Origin of the sequence: Cellvibrio sp. OA-2007 (assembly GCF_000953825.1) — a bacterium.
Classification (GTDB): domain Bacteria; phylum Pseudomonadota; class Gammaproteobacteria; order Pseudomonadales; family Cellvibrionaceae; genus Cellvibrio.
Genome location: NZ_BBUL01000085.1, coordinates 43,618 through 60,293, shown reverse-complemented (window position 1 = coordinate 60,293; position 16,676 = coordinate 43,618). Strand labels below are relative to the sequence as shown.

At 48.5% G+C, this 16,676-nt stretch carries 14 protein-coding genes; 4 read left to right on the top strand and 10 right to left on the bottom strand.

Going from position 1 to position 16,676, the window contains the following annotated elements; genetic code table 11:
- Positions 1-19 precede the first annotated feature (19 nt).
- Genes AWU77_RS07790 through AWU77_RS07770 form a run of 5 tightly spaced genes read right to left on the bottom strand, consistent with a single transcriptional unit; the run spans position 20 to position 5,776 of the window.
- Positions 20-1,048, bottom strand: coding sequence for a MoxR family ATPase (locus AWU77_RS07790; RefSeq protein WP_062061281.1), 1,029 nt, complete (start codon positions 1,046-1,048; stop codon positions 20-22).
- Positions 1,041-2,489 carry a DUF4350 domain-containing protein gene (locus AWU77_RS07785; RefSeq protein ID WP_062061277.1) on the bottom strand — a complete coding sequence of 483 codons (1,449 nt, stop codon included), beginning with the start codon at positions 2,487-2,489 and terminating at the stop codon, positions 1,041-1,043. Before AWU77_RS07785 ends, AWU77_RS07790 begins: the two co-directional genes overlap by 8 nt.
- Positions 2,486-4,105, bottom strand: coding sequence for a DUF4129 domain-containing protein (locus tag AWU77_RS07780; RefSeq protein WP_062061275.1), 1,620 nt, complete (start codon positions 4,103-4,105; stop codon positions 2,486-2,488). The genes AWU77_RS07785 and AWU77_RS07780 overlap by 4 nt, the downstream gene beginning before the upstream one ends.
- Positions 4,102-5,091 (bottom strand): stage II sporulation protein M, encoded by a 990-nt coding sequence (locus AWU77_RS07775; RefSeq protein ID WP_062061270.1) that lies wholly within the window; start codon positions 5,089-5,091, stop codon positions 4,102-4,104. The genes AWU77_RS07780 and AWU77_RS07775 overlap by 4 nt, the downstream gene beginning before the upstream one ends.
- Before the next feature lie 7 nt (positions 5,092-5,098).
- Entirely contained in the window at positions 5,099-5,776 is a 678-nt protein-coding gene (locus AWU77_RS07770; protein ID WP_062061266.1) for an RDD family protein, read from the bottom strand.
- A gap of 205 nt (positions 5,777-5,981) precedes the next feature.
- On the opposite strand from AWU77_RS07770, the gene AWU77_RS07765 reads away from it, so the two are divergent.
- The 4 genes from AWU77_RS07765 to AWU77_RS07750 all read left to right on the top strand — a co-directional run bounded on the left by AWU77_RS07765 (position 5,982) and on the right by AWU77_RS07750 (position 8,786).
- Positions 5,982-6,254, top strand: coding sequence for a YbeD family protein (locus tag AWU77_RS07765; protein ID WP_062061256.1), 273 nt, complete (start codon positions 5,982-5,984; stop codon positions 6,252-6,254).
- Position 6,255: 1 nt separating this feature from the next.
- The gene (lipB, locus tag AWU77_RS07760; protein ID WP_062061247.1) at positions 6,256-6,906 is read left to right on the top strand and encodes a lipoyl(octanoyl) transferase LipB; all 651 of its coding nucleotides are present in this window, start codon (positions 6,256-6,258) and stop codon (positions 6,904-6,906) included.
- Between the two features lie 164 nt (positions 6,907-7,070).
- Positions 7,071-8,105: a lipoyl synthase gene (gene lipA / locus AWU77_RS07755; protein WP_062061471.1), complete on the top strand. Its 1,035-nt coding sequence runs from the start codon at positions 7,071-7,073 to the stop codon at positions 8,103-8,105.
- A gap of 162 nt (positions 8,106-8,267) precedes the next feature.
- On the top strand, positions 8,268-8,786 hold the full coding sequence (locus AWU77_RS07750; protein ID WP_062061244.1) for a GNAT family N-acetyltransferase: 519 nt from the start codon (positions 8,268-8,270) through the stop codon (positions 8,784-8,786).
- A gap of 7 nt (positions 8,787-8,793) precedes the next feature.
- Here AWU77_RS07750 and AWU77_RS07745 read toward each other — a convergent pair whose 3' ends face one another.
- The 5 genes from AWU77_RS07745 to AWU77_RS07725 form a co-directional block, all read right to left on the bottom strand.
- Complete coding sequence (locus AWU77_RS07745; RefSeq protein ID WP_062061241.1) at positions 8,794-10,188, bottom strand: diguanylate cyclase; 1,395 nt, start codon at positions 10,186-10,188, stop codon at positions 8,794-8,796.
- A gap of 255 nt (positions 10,189-10,443) precedes the next feature.
- The gene (locus AWU77_RS07740; protein WP_062061238.1) at positions 10,444-11,754 is read right to left on the bottom strand and encodes an NAD(P)/FAD-dependent oxidoreductase; all 1,311 of its coding nucleotides are present in this window, start codon (positions 11,752-11,754) and stop codon (positions 10,444-10,446) included.
- A gap of 41 nt (positions 11,755-11,795) precedes the next feature.
- Entirely contained in the window at positions 11,796-13,217 is a 1,422-nt protein-coding gene (locus AWU77_RS07735; protein WP_152625308.1) for a lipopolysaccharide assembly protein LapB, read from the bottom strand.
- 8 nt (positions 13,218-13,225) lie between these two features.
- Positions 13,226-15,460 carry a DUF3857 and transglutaminase domain-containing protein gene (locus tag AWU77_RS07730; RefSeq protein WP_062061232.1) on the bottom strand — a complete coding sequence of 745 codons (2,235 nt, stop codon included), beginning with the start codon at positions 15,458-15,460 and terminating at the stop codon, positions 13,226-13,228.
- Positions 15,461-15,532: 72 nt separating this feature from the next.
- Complete coding sequence (locus AWU77_RS07725; protein WP_062061229.1) at positions 15,533-16,525, bottom strand: Gfo/Idh/MocA family protein; 993 nt, start codon at positions 16,523-16,525, stop codon at positions 15,533-15,535.
- Between the last annotated feature and the right edge of the window lie 151 nt (positions 16,526-16,676).

Here is a 16,676-nt window from a genome sequence, read left to right as displayed (position 1 = left end):
ATATTTTTCAATATAAAAATTAATGTCTCGGTGCTTCAACCTGCAACAAAATATTGTGCAAGATCCGCTCGGCAGCAATACCTTCAATCGCCAATTCCGGTGATAACAAAATCCGGTGGCGCAGTGCCGGGATAAACATTTTTTTCACATCGTCCGGCGTGACAAACGAATTGTTATTGAGCAGTGCATAAGCGCGTGCGGCGGAGAGCAGCGCTATGCAAGCGCGTGGGCCAGCGCCACGGGAAATGCCCGACCAGCTGCGTGTGGCGCGCACCAGTTTCACCACGTATTGCAAAATTTGTTCATCCACGGTGATTTGCTCGGCAATTTTTTGAAGACTTAATACATGAGCGGGTTTTAATAGCGTGCGGATATGTTCCAAACCAAAACCACCCTGAGCTTGTGAGCAGACCTGACGCAACATTAATTGCTCATCGCTTTCACTCGGGTAATCAATAATCACCTTCAGCATAAAACGGTCAAGCTCTGCTTCCGGCAGCGGGTAAGTACCTTCCTGTTCGATGGGGTTTTGTGTCGCCAATACCATAAAGGGCTCGCCGGTTTTGAAGGATTCTCCTTCAATAGTGATTTGACCTTCTTGCATCACTTCTAACAACGCTGCTTGGGTTTTGGCGGGCGCGCGGTTAATTTCATCGGCGAGTAATAAATTGGTGAACGCTGGGCCTTTGCGAATTTCAAATTCTTGTTTGGCCATATTAAACATGGCGTGGCCAGTGACATCACTCGGCATTAAATCGGGAGTGAACTGCACACGGGAAAATTGTCCGCCAAAACATTTGGCGAGGCTGCGCACCAGCAGCGTTTTACCCAAGCCGGGCACACCTTCAATTAATATGTGGCCGCGTGCGATCAGCGCAATTAATACTTGCTCGATCACCGCATCTTGCCCGATCAGCACTTTTTTAATTTCGTTTAATAAGTTATTGGCAACGGTGCTCGCTTGCTGCAACCGGTTTTGCAAACTTTCATCGGCATCCGCTGTTTTGTTAATTTCAATGCTGTCGTTGGTGCTAGTTGGCTCAGTCATACTTGACTCCTGAAAGCTGCTTTCTAATGGTTTGCAAATGTGCAATCGCTGCGGCAAATTCCTGGGGATGATGCAGTGCGTCAGCGAAGAGTGCTTGTTTAATATCGGCTTGGGCGATGCCCGTCAATTGATGTAAAAATTCCATGCGCTGATCGCCCGCTGGTTGATTCAAGTTGGGATGCTGTTCATCAAGCCGATCAAGAATTTCTTTGCGCAATAAATTTAATAATTGCGGGTGCTGTTGTTTTCGCCAGAGCAGCATGGCACTGGCATAAATATGTTCCGCCAAACTGCGGCGCCCAGTTTGTTCAACTACTAATACAGGGCCAAAGCGCAGACTGTTCGCCCAGAGCCATAAAATCAATGCGATGATGCCCGCACTTACCCCGTAACTGGCGTTGCGCCATAAAATGCTGGCAAGCGATGGTGCATCCTGATTGATTAAAAACCATACGCGACCCTCCGGATTAATTAATCGCCAGAGTCCATACGCATGATCGTGACAGTCGATACGTTGGTTGGACCAAATATGATTGTCACTCATAATCGTGACCGAGCCTTTGCCTATATCGAAATAGAGCAAGTGCTCGTATTTTTTGTCGTAGTGATAATCCTCTTCTGATTCTTCTTCATTTGAAGAGTATTCATCATTATTTTCTATCTCTTGATCAGATACATTCTCATCTGTAACGTAATCGTAATAGATAAATTGACGGCTCCGACTAAAATCAAATTGGAGTGGTTTTTCCTCGCTGGCAAAGGTGATTGGCGTAGGTGTTTCTTTTAATGCGCAACGATAATAATTTTCTGGTTTTTCTATTTTCTTTGGTTTCTTTTTTTTCGGTTTCTTTTGTTCGTTGGTTTGGTCTTGATCGCTGCCTGTTTTCTCGGTCGGTTCTTGATTTTTATCCTCGCCTTCTTCGTCAAATCCGTCGGCTATTTTTTTCAATAAACTGATTGCCTCGCTGTCCTTTTCTGCTGGTGGCAACTCGATATTAAAATCATCAAGCAGTAAATCTTCTTCACTGGTGTGGGTACCGATAAACGGGTTTTGTGTTGAGGTGATTAGGGTGCCGCCATTTTCGACCCATTCGTACAGTGAGTCGTAACGCTCCTGAGTGAGTGTTTTGTTACCGTTGATAATGACCAGCGTATCCTGCGCGCCGAGCTTAAGGTTGCGCCAGGAATGTTTGTCGAGCAGGCTCAGATTTTTTACCGTAGTGGCTTGTACCCCCTGCTTGCGCAGAAAAATTTCGGCGGCGAGAAAATCATTTTGGCGCGCCTCTTTGGAGTAGCCCAAATCGATTTCTTTTTCTTCCCACACCAATGTGGTGTACCACCAGTAGCCCAGCCCGAGTACCAGTGCGATCAGTGCGCCGAGAATTAATCCCCGCTGTACACGAGTCAATGATGGTTTAGTGCTGCTCACATTGTTGCTCACTGCGTCACTCCTTGTGCTGTGCTGTGGCCTTGTTGCAGCCAGCAAGCATTCCAATTGGCACACAGGTGCTGCGCTTTTTCTGCGCTGGGTAATAAATGGCCATAGGCCAGGCGCTGCCACTCGCGGGTCAGTGCCGCAAAATAGGCGACACGGGTTTGTGCCGCGCTATTGCTGGCAAAATGTTGGTGCATTAATTCTGCGCATTCTTGTTCGGTGTGGCCATCGTGAATTTCGATACCGCTGTGAATCATATGAAATAAACTGGCGCGATAGAGCAGGGCGAGCGCCGCGCGTACATCGCCCGTGTTTAATAATCGCAGCGCGTTGCCGCTGATATCTTCCGGAAGAGATTCGCGGGTGACATCCATACCAAACAAGGTGACTGGTTTGGCTTTGGGGGAAGGTGTTGGGGTGATGCGCACAAACTGCGCGGCTAACCAATGACGATAGCGATATAAAACAAAACCGATCAGCGCCGCGACGCCGACCCACAATAGGATTTCCAATAGACTGGCGGCGGCGACAAAACCTTCAAAGTTATCCAAAAAGTTAAATAATTTTTTCCAGAAGGTGGCTGCTTCATCATCTTCCTCTTCTTCTGGTTTATCGAATTTCAGTGTGCGCTGTATTTCTTTGCGGCTAAATTCAGCTTGCTGCAAAACCGCTTTGATGGATTCTTGTGTCTGGTGGCGATCCAACTCAGTGTATTCTCCCAGTGGTTGATCGAGAATCGCTTCGCCGCTGTACGCTTCTGCCGCGCTAGAATTCTCCATGGTGGGAAGTTGATCTTCTGCATAAACATTGCGCTGGGCATCGCTGGCAAACACACTCAATCCAAGCGTGAGTACCAACACAAACGCAGAGAGTAAATTGGTGCTGCTGCGTTTATTGGCGATGCGGCGGAAGGCAATATCTATATCCCATGCTTCCAATTTAATGCGGCGATTTAAATAAAGTGCAAAACCGCAGGCGACATAAAACGGAGCGGTGAGACTGAGTGCGCAATACCAGATGAATAATTGCAGCCGGTGAAGTTGCGCTGACTCTTGATCAAAAAAAAGATTGGCCCATTCGATGTCAATTTCGCGCGGAATGAATGCCCAGATAAAACTGATCATGCCGACCCATAAACATAGTTCCAGCGCAAAACCCATAAACGTGAGCCAGATGGCGGGCGATGAATCTTCGCGGTGCAAAACACCTAAACGATCCTGACGGCGTGCGCCACTTAATCCTTCCAGTTGTAACACGGGTAAATCCATGCAGCGAGTTGGGCTTAATCTTCTCCAGGTCAAGCTGGCAAAAATTTGTTTCAGTGCGAGCGATGGAAACAAGTTAAATGTGCTGCGGGTATCCGGTAGCGCGTTAAATACGGCGTGGCTGAGGATGTGTAAAAGTGGCCGTTCCAGTACCGGTTTTAGCCACCACATAAAAATCACGCCGCCCCAAAACCAATTGGCGGGCAGTAGCTGTGTCATAGCAAAAAAAGGCAGACTAACTAGCAGCCAAATTTTTATCATTGGCAGCCACCAGCGTTTGGCCATTAACAAACCGAGATCCAGCGCTTCCCAGGCGCTGCGTGGGCGAATTTCGATGGTGACCTGATCCAGATTCATCCTTGGCCTCGCTCACCGCGCAAACCGCGCCCGCTAAACACCAAATAACCAATTACTACCGCCCACAAAAATCCGCCCACTAAATATTTTTGCCAGGGCATAAGAATATTGTTGGATGACCAAAAGGCTTCAATAAATGCGGCAATCACCAGCATGATGATGACGCCGTAGACGAGTTTGATCGCGATAACGCCAGCGCGCCGCAATGATTCTTTGCGGGTGAGATTGCCCGGCGCCAGCAGTGCGTAGCCGAGTTTTAAGCCAGCGGCACCGGCGATACAAATGGCAGTTAATTCAAAACTGCCGTGCCCGACCACAAAGGTAAAAAAAGTTTGAGTAAATTCTGCGTTAGTTAAATGCCCGGCGACGGCGCCCATCAATAATCCGTTGTAGACGAGAAAAAAAATCGAGCCGACACCAAACAAAATTCCTGAGGCAAACGTGCGAAAGGCAACGCTGATATTGTTGCTGATGTAAAAACCAAACATCTCCACATTGGTATCGGATTCGCGCGCGCTGCCAAGGGTTCGGTTTTCCGGGTCGTACATGCTTTCAAATGAACTTACTTGTTCGGGGGCGGTGACGGTATAGACCAAATCCGGCTGCCACAAAATCGCTAAAAACATCAGTAGCCCAGGCACATACAGCAGCGCAGTCGCCCACCAAATGTAGCGCTGCTGCTCGCGCACCAAGCGCGGAAATCCCGCCACAATAAAACTGGTGAATTGCTGCATAAATGGTTGTTTGCGGCGATACAACTGCTGGTGGCCGCGCACCACCAGATCACCCAGCTTATCGACCAGGTGGCTGGAGTAATGGCGATCTTTTGCAAGCGCATGAAAATGGCAGAGGCGGCGATAGCGGCTGGCAAAGCTTGCTAACTCATTGCCCTTGAGGCGACCATCGGGTTTTTCCAGCTCGATTATTTCCCGCTCCATAACATGCCAGAGCGGTTGGTAGAGTTGTTCGAATTGTCCTTGTTTCATCCTGTGCCTACTGCTTGCCGACCATAGTGTTGGCCATTTGTTTGATGGCGATCACCGGATCTTTGCTGCCGATAACGGGCAACAGAATCGTCGCCAATTCACTTTGGCGCTCGGCCGATAAATATTTACTGCGCTCCGCAAACGCGAGCAGTGCGCGTTGTTCATCGGTAGAGAAATCGGCGGGCACCGGCAACTGGCCGCGCACTTCAAAGCTGGGTTCGCGCGCGGGCGGCGCCTCGTAAATCACCATAGTGCCAGCGGCCAAATCGCCCAGACGTTTAAATTGACGATTACACAGGCTGGCGATAATGCCGGTGAGGTAGAGCATGGGGAGAAAATCGACAAAACGTAAAAGGTTGCGCAGCAGAGAAGGGCCAAAGGTAATAGGAGTGCCGTCATCATTAACCACGCGGATGCCCATCCATTTTTTACCGGGCGTGCGCCCTTGGCGGCTGACTTCAAAATAGACGGGATAAAACCATTCGAGTAAAAACGCGAGAATCAGCGCTATGCCGGTGCCCATCTTGCCCAGTAGCGAGAGCACAATAAATATCACTATGACTATGCCGTAGCGGATCAGAACATCCAGCAGCTGCGCCAGCACACGCACGCCAAAGCCTGCAGGGGTGAGCGGGAGTAGGGCGCCTTCCGGGGTTTCGAGCGATTGGCGGGTATCGAGTAACAAATCCAGCTGTCCTTATATAACGGCGAACCTGACGCTTTTTCAGCTTGCGGCGCTTAAATTATATTTTTTGCGTGCTTAAACCAGCGGCGAGAATAGCGGATATGGCCGCTTCTGAATAGCTAATCCCCCCTGTTTGTAGCTTGCGATGCGGGATTTTGTCCCCATCTACCCGTATAATTCGCCCCTCTTCAAAATGGTTTTATTTATGTCTGAACAACAGCCCCCCAAAATCGAATTCCCCTGCGAAAACTACCCGATCAAAGTGTTGGGTGAGGCGGGGCAAGAATTGCATGAGTTGGTTATTGATGTGATGGAGCGCCATGCGCCTGGGTTTGATCAAACCCGCATCACGATTAATGAAAGCAGCAAAGGTCGCTTTCAATCGCTGACCGTGTGGATTACCGCTACCGGTGAGCCGCAGTTAAAGGCGATTCATGAAGACCTGCGCATTCACAAGCGCATCAAAATGGTGATGTAACTTGAGCCGCACTGCACTTGCGCTGGAGGTGGTTAACCTCGGCGTTCAGGATTATCAAACCAGCTGGCAAGCGATGACCGATTTCACCAATCAGCGCACCCCGGAAACTACAGATCAGCTGTGGCTGGTGGAGCATCCGCCGGTATTCACTCAGGGGCAGGCGGGCAAGGCGGAGCATCTGCTGTTCCCCGGCGATATCCCTGTGGTGCAAACCGATCGCGGCGGCCAAGTGACCTACCACGGTCCAGGTCAGTTGGTGGCCTACCCGCTGCTGGATTTGCGCCGGTTAAAGATCGGCGTGCGTGAGTTGGTAACGGCGATTGAGCAAACTATTGTCGCCACGCTCGCGTATTACCGCATAGATTCCGCCGCCAAACCCGATGCTCCGGGGGTTTACGTCAATGGCGACAAGATCGCTTCACTTGGCCTGCGGGTGCGGCGCGGCTGCAGTTTTCACGGCCTGGCCTTGAATGTGGCGATGGACCTGACGCCTTTCCAAAGGATTAATCCCTGCGGCTACCAAGGCTTGGCGATGACCCAAATTCGCGACCTTATGTCCAATCCCCCTGATCTTGCACAGGTTCAAGAGCAACTTGTTACGGAATTTGCGCGGAAATTGGGTTATGAAACCTGTACAATGCGCGCCAACTAAATTACTTCGTAGGTAGTTGGGAATCGGAAGTAGAGTTGTGAGACTGTCTGAGACATGGATGTCGAAGATAAGCCCCCACGGACGGGTTCACGGCGGGTTTCACAACTCTACTTTCGATTGCCAGCGAGCTAATGGCAACCAGCGCCAATTTCAAAGAGCTTCTTATGTCCGATCTGCCACCTGTATCTACCTTTGTCCCCGAGCTGCAACCGGTCAAGCGTACCGAGCGCTACAAACAGGGTGAAAAACTGCGCGATGCCGATAAAGTCGAGCGCATCCCGGTCAAAGTGATTGCCACTGACCGTGAAGAAGTGCAGCGCAAGCCCGATTGGATTCGCGTGCGCATTCCCGCATCGCCAGAAGTGGATCGCATTAAAACCATTCTGCGCAAAAACAAATTATCGTCTGTGTGCGAAGAAGCTAACTGCCCGAACTTGGGTGAATGTTTCAGCGGCGGCACCGCGACCTTTATGATCATGGGCGATATCTGTACCCGTCGCTGTCCTTTCTGCGATGTTGGCCACGGCAAACCCAATCCGCTCGACGAACACGAGCCGCGCAAACTCGCCGAAGCAATTGCTGAAATGCGTTTGAAATACGTGGTCATCACCTCAGTGGATCGCGACGACCTGCGCGATGGCGGCGCCCAACATTTTGCTGATTGTATTCGCGAAGCACGCGCGCTCAGCCCGAATCTGCAAGTAGAAGTACTGGTGCCGGATTTCCGTGGCCGCATGGATATCGCATTAGATATTCTCGAAAAAGAAGCGCCCGATGTGTTCAATCACAATATGGAAACCGTCTCGCGTTTGTATCGCCAAGCGCGCCCTGGCGCTAACTACAATTGGTCGTTGGAATTGCTCAAGCAATATAAAGCGCGTCGCCCCGATGTGTTAACCAAATCCGGTTTGATGGTTGGCCTCGGCGAAACCAAAGAAGAAATTATTGAAGTGATGCAGCACATGCGCGATCACGATATCGATATGCTAACCATCGGCCAATATTTGCAGCCGTCAAAAGATCACTTACCCGTTGAGCGCTACGTGCACCCGGATGAATTTGCCGAGTACACCAAACTCGCCGAAGAAATGGGTTTCAAACACGCTGCTTGTGGCCCGCTGGTCCGATCTTCGTATCACGCAGATAAACAAGCCCACGGCGAAGATGTGAAATGGTTTGGCGAAACAAAAAACGCCTGATCTATTACTTTGAACTGTGCAGCAAAAACTCCCGCTAGTCGGGAGTTTTTTGTCTCTGCCGCTGTCACCTGCCTAACGTTACTGATTTCGTATCTTTAAGCTTTCGAAGCTATAGTTAGTTTACATTTTAGTTAGTTCACACTTTTGTTGCGCCGAGTCATCGTGAATCTATTCAGTCCCACCAGTGTTATCGCCACCGATATTTTTTTTCTGGAACAAAAACCGGAGTTTTTTGCGCAGGTTGCGCAATGGCATCATCAAGAGTGCGAGCGGCAGGGTTTAAAATCCTCTATCGCATTGCGCCAACAGCGTTTGGTATTACACGTGCAGCGCAGTGCAATTCCCAAAACCTTAATTGCATTGCGTAATAATCAAGTCATCGGCTGCGTAAGCCTTGTTAATTACACCTATCGCAGCAGCGAACGCATGCCCAAAGTCGCAAGCGAAAGCCCGGTATGGCTCAGCAATTTATTTGTGCTGGAAAATTTGCGTCATCAAGGTATTGGCAACACGCTTATTAACGCTGCAAAAAAATACGCACATAATTTGGATTTGGACGAGCTTTGGCTTTCCGCAACCGACTATACCGATTACTACCAAAAGCGCGGTTGGGAAATTGTACGCCGCACCAAACTCGGTGGGCGCCAGGTGAATGTGATGCGAGTGGGGTTAGCTGGCTAATCCCATTTCACTCTTCAGTAACAAATTCTACTGCCTGATTGCGACCATTATTTTTGGCTTGATACAGCGCTTGATCGGCGCGTTTCATTTCTTCTTCAAAGCATATTTCACTATTAGGCGAAGCCAAACTGTAACCAATACTGGCTGTGATAGTTAAATATTGATGATTGTCGAGCGGGACATTTTTTTCGCGCAGACTGGCGAGCAATCGATTACAGATAAGTTCCGCATCGTTTGGGTTGCCGATGATAATACTAAATGCAAATTCTTCGCCGCCAATACGCCCGTAAATATCCTCCTGCCGGAAAAACTGCATGATGCACTCTGCGCAGCTAACTAATACTTGATCGCCAGCGCTATGGCCGTAGGTATCGTTAATATTTTTAAAGTTATCCAAATCCAAAATACCGGTCAGCAAGAAAAATTTATTACGCTGTGCGCGAAAGATTTGTTTCTCCGCGTGTTCATTAAAACTGCGCCTATTGGGCAGGCTGGTTAGGCTGTCGTTAAAAGCCAAACGTTCCAGTTGTTGGTTGGCCATACGCAATTCATCGGTGCGCTGTGATACCAGTTGTTCCAAATTATCTTTTAGTAGTTTTAAATCTTTGTTGCGTTTTTCCAATTGATCCGCGTGATACATCTGCTCGGTAATGTCGCGCTCTATTGCGGCAAAATGAGTGATTTCGCCATAGCGATTGATAAGCGGAAAAATGTTAATGTCAAGCCAATAAGGGTGGCCGGTTTTGCTGTAGTTTAAAATTTTTTCACGGATTGGCTTTTTCTCGGCAAGAGCGGTGCGTATGCGCGCCAAAGTATCTTGATCTGTATGTTTGCCTTGTAAGATGCGCGGTGTTTCACCAATTACTTCCTGCGCGCTGTAGCCAGTGAGTTTTTCAAATGCCGCATTGACATAAATAATTTTGGGGCCAGTGGGTGAATCAATATCATCGGCTTCGGTAACTATCACAATATCCTGACTGTTTTGCAGAATATTTTCGTAAGAAAAAAGATGTTTGCTTTCAGTGATGTCATTAAAAGTGACAATGATAAAACTATCTTCGAGTTTGTTTGCTGCATCCATATAGGCGTTGACTAAAAACCAGGTAGCTTTTTTTCGATGCCCATCTAACACGCCCATTACTTCATTGGTCACCGGGCTTCTAAAGCGTTTTACTTTGTTCACGGGGAATTCATTGTGGTGAAGCACCCGGTTGCCATCATCAATAAAGCGCCATTGCGGATCCATGACATCCCGGCCAATGATCTGTTCATGGGTGAGGCGAAGCAGCTTCAACGCAGTGGGATTGGCGTAGACAATAGAGGTGTCCCAGCGGTGTATAACAACACCTATATGGGCATTTTCAAGCAGTGTTTGTAGGCTGATTGCGTCTATGCCATTCATTAGTAGACACTCGTGAAGACTGTATTATGTGTTTTTATGCGACACTATAAGATTAGTAATAATGGTCAAAATACGCCAGTTTCATAGTGAGTGGATGGTTAATTTATAGAATATAAATAGCTTGCCGGAGTGATATCGACAAAGTTAGGGAGATAAAAGAATTTTAAAAAGATTTTTAGAAGCTAATAACTATAACTTGTGATTGGACTAGGGTGGAGCGCTATGCAACTCCACCCTAGGGTTAACCAGATTAAATCAATGCAACTTCAAGCGCGGGCGCAACCATTTATTTAATCTGCCACCCACCATTACCAATCCAGTTTTGATAAAACCGTGAATAGCAATTTGGTGCATGCGATAAAGCGAAACATACACCATACGCGCGAGGCGGCCTTCGATAAATACGCTGCCGCTGCTGAGGTTGCCCATTAGGTTGCCGACGGTGGAATAGCTGGCGAGCGACACGAGTGAGCCGTAGTCGGTGTATTTGTAGGCTTTTAGTGGTTTGTTGTTGAGTAGTGCAACAATATTTTTATAACAGGCACTTGCCATTTGATGTGCAGATTGCGCGCGCGGTGGCACGCGGCTACCATCGGCGTTAATAAATTGGGCGCAGTCGCCAATGGCAAAAATATTGGTGTCGCGTGTGGTTTGTAAAAATTCATTTACATGCAATTGGTTGATGCGATTGCTCTCAAGCCCTGCGAGATTGGCCATAAAATCCGGCACTTTAATGCCTGCGGCCCAGACCATTAAATCCGCTTCAATCAATTGTCCGTCTTTGGTGTGTAACCCTTCTTTGGTGGCGGAGGTGATCATGGTGTTGAGTTTGATATCAACGCCAATTTTAGTCAGCTCACTGTGTGCGGCACCTGAAATACGCTCAGGTAACGCGGGTAAAATTCTAGGGCCAGCTTCAACAATAGTTACTTTCAAGTGATCGTTAGAAATTGCATTAAAGCCATAGTTGTGAATTTCATGTACTGCGTGATGCAATTCAGCAGAAAGTTCAACACCGGTTGCGCCTGCGCCGACAATCGCAATGCGCACATAATCTTCTGCACCAGTTAGACGTTGAATGCGCAAAAAACGGTTGAGCAGTTTGGTGTGAAATCGGTGCGCCTGCGCAGGGCTGTCGAGAAAAATACAGTGGTCTTTAATCCCGGGAGTATTAAAGTCATTGGAGATCGAACCAAGCGCAAGGATTAAATAATCATAGGGGATGCGAGTAGAGGGCAGAAACTCTACACCGTCTTCATCCTTCATGGGGGCCAATACCACTTCGCGAGTTTCGCGGTCGAGATCGATCATGCTGCCGACGCGAAAGAAAAAATGGTGTGCGTTGGCATGGCCGCGATAGCTCACTGCATCTACGTCTTCGTCCATAGTGCCCACTGCAATTTCATGCAGTAAAGGTTTCCACAAGTGGGTGGTGTTGCGGTCGATCAAGGTGATCTCTGCTTTGTGTTTGCGGCCTAACTTGTCGCCCAGTTTGGTGGCCAATTCAAGGCCGCCGGCACCGCCGCCGACAACAACAATACGCGGTTTGGTTGATGTGGTTTGCATGTTTATACCTGCATTTTAAGTGGACAAATCGGTGTGGCGCCTTAGCGCCCAAGCGCAGTTAAAAAATATTGCGCTAGTGGCCGCTCGATAAAACGATAGGTGTTTTGCTCGATGGCGGCAGAAAATTGTTGCTGTGCAGCAGCTGTGTGCCCGGCGCGGTAATCGCGGTAGCCGGTATAGAAAAAGAACTCGGTGCGCTCGCAGCGATTAGTTGCCAGCCGTTCAAATTGCGTGCGCGTCATTTTGCCTGTCCAGAACGCATAAATAGCGCCTTCCCATTTGCTGTTAACGGTCAGTTGTTTCTGCGCTATCAACGTGGAGAAGTCTACATCGGCATGTTGACCAATAATATCGGCTTTGATGAAAGCATAAACGCTAATATTTTTTTGCGCTTGTAAATAGTCAGTAAAACTCCGCGCTGCCTTCATCCACTGGCCTGAGTTCATGTAAATTTCGTGATAAGCAGAATCACTGGCACTGAGGCCTTGAGCCTGTGCCTGCTCCAGTAGTTTGTGTGCAGTTTGCTCCTTGCCCAGCATGGAAAAGTTTTGTGCACTAAAAGCGATATTCTCCGCGCTGGGTTCCAGTTCAACCAAAATGCTGGATTCATGCAACGCTAGCTGATAAAGATTTTTATCCAAATACAAACGCGCTAAGGCGAAATGCAGTTCCGCACTTTCGGGGGCGAGTGGTACTGCCTGTTGATAGAACTGAATGGCATCACCCAGATAGGCTGTTTGCTCGTAGCTGCAGCCGCTGGCCTCGGCGCGGGCTTCATAGGTATTGCCTATGGCTTGGTATAAATCGCCGGAGTTGGCAATTTGTTCGGCGCCGAGTTTGAGGGTGGCGAGAGCTAGAGGAAAGTAATTTTCTTCGCGATACATTTTGGCGAGTTGGATGTAAGCTTTATCGCTAGACGGTTGTTCATTTATCGCCGCAAGCAGCGCGCGGTAGAGCTCTGCGCGATTTTTGTTGCCTGTTTTTTGTTGCGCAAGATAGCGCTGCAGAAACACCGCCAGCGAGGGTGCATTCACTTCTGTTTTGGTCGCGCTGGAGAGTTGGTTAAAAATATGACTGGCACTGGTAAACGCCTGTTTATCGCCCGCAACTATATCTTCGTAATAAATGTTGTAGAGCAACTTAAGTGTGGCGGGGTTGCCCGGCACCAAGGTTAATACATGGCGAAGATTTTCTATTGCCAGTGCACGGCTGCGTGGCGATTTATTTTTTTCCGCATCAACAATATAAGCAAGGCCTAGTTTGTAATACAGCTCGGCATTATTCGATGCCTGTTTGAGTTGTAGTTCCAGCGCCGCAATTTCTGTTGATGCGCTTTTATCCTGAATACCACTGCTATTATTTGCCGGTGCTGGATTTATGCGTGGCTGCTGGCTGCAGCCGCCTAGTAGCACGGTTGCCAGTAAAGCTGCGCTGATTAACTGTAATCGTTTGGGTGACATCATTTATTGCCTCAGAGTTTATAGCCTAAGGCTTCTGCTTTTTTAAATGACGCATCCGATTCTGGCAGCAGTTGGTTGTACCCTTGGGCTAAGCCTAATACATAGTAGGCCTCTGCTTTTTTGGGTGAGGCTTTTACTGCCTGTTGCGCAGTTGTAAGGGATTTTTCATAGGCGCCATTTTTAATATGCAGTTTGGTGAGTGCAATTAAACTTGCGACATCGGTTTTACCATTGCTTTCCAAAGCGATTAATTCGGCGGCGGTTTTGTTGTATTCATAACTCAGCGCCCAATCGTTGGATTCGATCAGTTCGTTGGTTTTTTGGTAAAAATCGCCATAGTTTTGCAATGCTATCTTGACTGCTTTGACCGTGAGATCCTGATTAATCACATAGCGATTTTTTTCCTGTACACCGGTTTGCGTCAGTGTGTAATAGGCGTTATCAATATTTTCGCCTTGGGTTTTGAGGCGCAAGTGATGATCGCTGTCGGGGCTGGTAAATACAATGCGCGAACGCAAGTTGTAGCCTGGATCAACCACATAGGGTTGTTTGCGATCTTGCACTGTATGCAGATTGCGTAAATCGGCAAATAAATTGGTGAGTTGAGTGATGCTAAAGCTGTAATTGATAGGCTCTTGTTTGCCGCCCCATACATTGGTAAAAGTAAACCGACCACTCAGGGTAAAGGGTTGCCATAAATTATCGGCATTACTGGCGGTTAATTCGCTTACTTCGGCAGAGTTGTAAATTTGCCCAATCAATTCGCGAAAATATTTATCGCGCTCGTTGGCATACTGCCACATGCTGCGCAAACGCTGCTCATACAAACCACCGAAATGTAATTTGAAACTGGCTTGTGCATCGCGCCCGCTAAATTTATCAAACACCAATTCCAGCTCAGCAAAATGTTGTTTGGCTGCAAGTGAGGGAAGTACGCTAATTGCCTGAGTGTTTTTATTCACTATCAGAGCGGGCTGACCTTCTATGCCAACCGAAAAGCCGGGGTACAAACTGGTTTCGCCCGTAGTGTCCATCCACATTTCTTGCAGGCCCTGTTGTGCCGGTATATGCACAATCATATGGTCAAAACTCACGCCCGGTATTTGCATATCCGGTAGGCCGCGCGCGCGGGTCACAATTAATGCTGGGTTAGCCGCTATGCCTAATTGGCGCAATAACATTACTGCTAGTACGGTTTGATCTTTGCAATCGCCGTAGCCATTTTTAAGCACTTCAAACGCATCGTGTGGCTCATAACCACCACGACCTACATGGGCAAACACATAGCGCACGCGATCTTGAATCGCGCGGTAAACCGCTTTTGTTTTTTGCTCGGGTGTTAGTGCAGTTTTATTGATGTCGGCAATTAAAGCGGTGAGTTTTGTGTCGCTCACTAAGTGGGGCTCAACCAATCCATCGGCCCAGCGCGCCACATCATTCCATTTGGCGGTAGTGGCTACACGCACATAGGGTGCGTAGTCATGTTCACGTGGCATGGCATTTTGCAATTCGATTTTGGCAAGATTTTTCCCTGTCCAGGTTAGTGTCTGTTGCGCGCCTTTGCTGCTGCGCTTGTGAGCAATTGGGTAGCGCGAAGTATCGCTGCCGACCAGCGTAATATTCGCCGGTGCGGTAATTTCTAATTCGCTTGTCACTATGCTGTCGGCACGACTGCCTTGCCCTGCTGCACGATCCTCCCACCAGTGGAAACTGAAACTGTCGAACCACTGATTGGGTACCATTTTTTTGGTATCGATGTAGCGGTATTGAAATTCGATTATCGAACCTTTGCGCACATTGGGCAGGGAAAATAATAATTCTTTGCGGTCGTGATAAAAATTTTCGTCGGTCGGGCTTTGAATTTGCGTGGCGTCCGCTTTGATACTATCCATCTTGCCATCGGGTGTGCGCACATTAGCAAATTCCAGCGCTATATCTTCATAAAAGCTGTTGAAGCTCACGCTAATCTGGCTGTAGTCGCGCACCGCCTCATCACTGTTGATGTAAACTGCAACATAAGCGGTGGCGTGACTCATTAATTTTTCGTCGATGAGTACCTTGGTTTTGCGCAGAATAATTTGCGCTTCGCTATTTTTATCGGCTTTGAAATTGCGCACCAGAGTTGTCAACGCGGGAGCGATGCGTTCCGCTTTTTGATCATCAGCCCAGGCCTGTGTACTTGGTATTAACAGGCTGAGCGCTAACCAGTAGCGCAGGCAATATAATTTGCTTAAAAAATCTGACACGCATTCTCTCCAAAACGATACAGGTGAAAAGCCCTGGCTAACTTGGGCCGCCAAGGCTGTAGTGCTATTTAGTTAAAGTTTGATCCACTGGCGTTGCGCCGCACTGGCAAAAATTGCATCAATTACCCGCATGTTCGCGATGGCATCAGTCAGTGGTGTAGGTGTTTGCATGTTGTTAAAAATGCTCAGGGCAAACGCATCACCCATCGCGCCGTAATGATTGTGGTCGGGTACTTCGATGATTTCTGCTACGCGGTTGCGAGTGATGCGAATGCGCTGCACCGGTTCTTGGCTATCGTTGTAAAACGGGCGCTCAAGATAGAGGCTGCCTTCGTCGCCGATTGCTTCAACATATTGCACTGGCTCAATTTTAGTGGCGGCAGTAAAACTGGCGCTACCGGCGGAAAATTCCATAATCGCCGAGGTGAGGCAATCCACTTCTTCGCCGGGCATTGGTGTGACCTGACCGAGCACTTGCATTGGCTCTTCGTTAAATAACCAGCGCGACAAAGAGATTGAGTAGCAGCCGATATCCAACAATGCACCGCCGCCCATATCTACCTTATTGCGAATATTATCGGCATCGCGATTGTTGTAAGAAAAATGCGAATGCACTGCGTGCAATTTGCCAATGCGGCCTTCATCAATTAATTGTTTGGCGAGTTGCCATTGCGGATGAAAGCGATACATAAATGCTTCCATTGCTTTCAATTGCGGATAAGCGCGCGCAGCATCGACCAAACGCTGTGCGTCGGCAGTATTCAAGCCGAGCGGTTTTTCGCAGAGCACATGTTTGCCTGCTTGCAGCGCTTTAATGGACCATTCCACATGCAGGTGGTTGGGTAGTGGGTTGTAGATTGCATCTATATCCGGATCGGCCAGAAGTTCTTCATAACTGCCGTAAGCGCGCTCAATGCCCAAGCTATCGGCAGTAGCGCGCGCACTTTGCTCAGTGCGTGAACAAATCGCCAGTACCTGATTGTGAGCAGATTTTTGCAGAGCGGGAATGACTTTTTCGCGGCCGATTTTGGCGGTGCTGAGCACCCCCCAGCGGAGTTTTTGCATAGGAGTTCCTGTGAGCAGAGCTAAATTATAGTGGTGGCTGTAATGGTAATGCAGTGGGGTTCAGTGTAGCGCAAGCGCGGCTCGTGAGGTGAGCCGCATTGGGGGTAAATACGGAAAAAACAGGGTTTAACTCAGCTTTAACAACATCGTC

Bases quoted from the DNA above. Each gene is read 5' to 3' on its own strand.
- AWU77_RS07765 (WP_062061256.1), top strand. From the start codon at position 5,982: ATGTCTGAACAACAGCCCCCCAAAATCGAATTCCCCTGCGAAAACTAC.
- AWU77_RS07780 (WP_062061275.1), bottom strand. From the start codon at position 4,105: ATGAATCTGGATCAGGTCACCATCGAAATTCGCCCACGCAGCGCCTGG.
- AWU77_RS07740 (WP_062061238.1), bottom strand. From the start codon at position 11,754: ATGCAAACCACATCAACCAAACCGCGTATTGTTGTTGTCGGCGGCGGT.
- AWU77_RS07790 (WP_062061281.1), bottom strand. From the start codon at position 1,048: ATGACTGAGCCAACTAGCACCAACGACAGCATTGAAATTAACAAAACA.
- lipA (WP_062061471.1), top strand. From the start codon at position 7,071: ATGTCCGATCTGCCACCTGTATCTACCTTTGTCCCCGAGCTGCAACCG.
- AWU77_RS07775 (WP_062061270.1), bottom strand. From the start codon at position 5,091: ATGAAACAAGGACAATTCGAACAACTCTACCAACCGCTCTGGCATGTT.
- AWU77_RS07735 (WP_152625308.1), bottom strand. From the start codon at position 13,217: ATGATGTCACCCAAACGATTACAGTTAATCAGCGCAGCTTTACTGGCA.
- AWU77_RS07745 (WP_062061241.1), bottom strand. From the start codon at position 10,188: ATGAATGGCATAGACGCAATCAGCCTACAAACACTGCTTGAAAATGCC.
- AWU77_RS07725 (WP_062061229.1), bottom strand. From the start codon at position 16,525: ATGCAAAAACTCCGCTGGGGGGTGCTCAGCACCGCCAAAATCGGCCGC.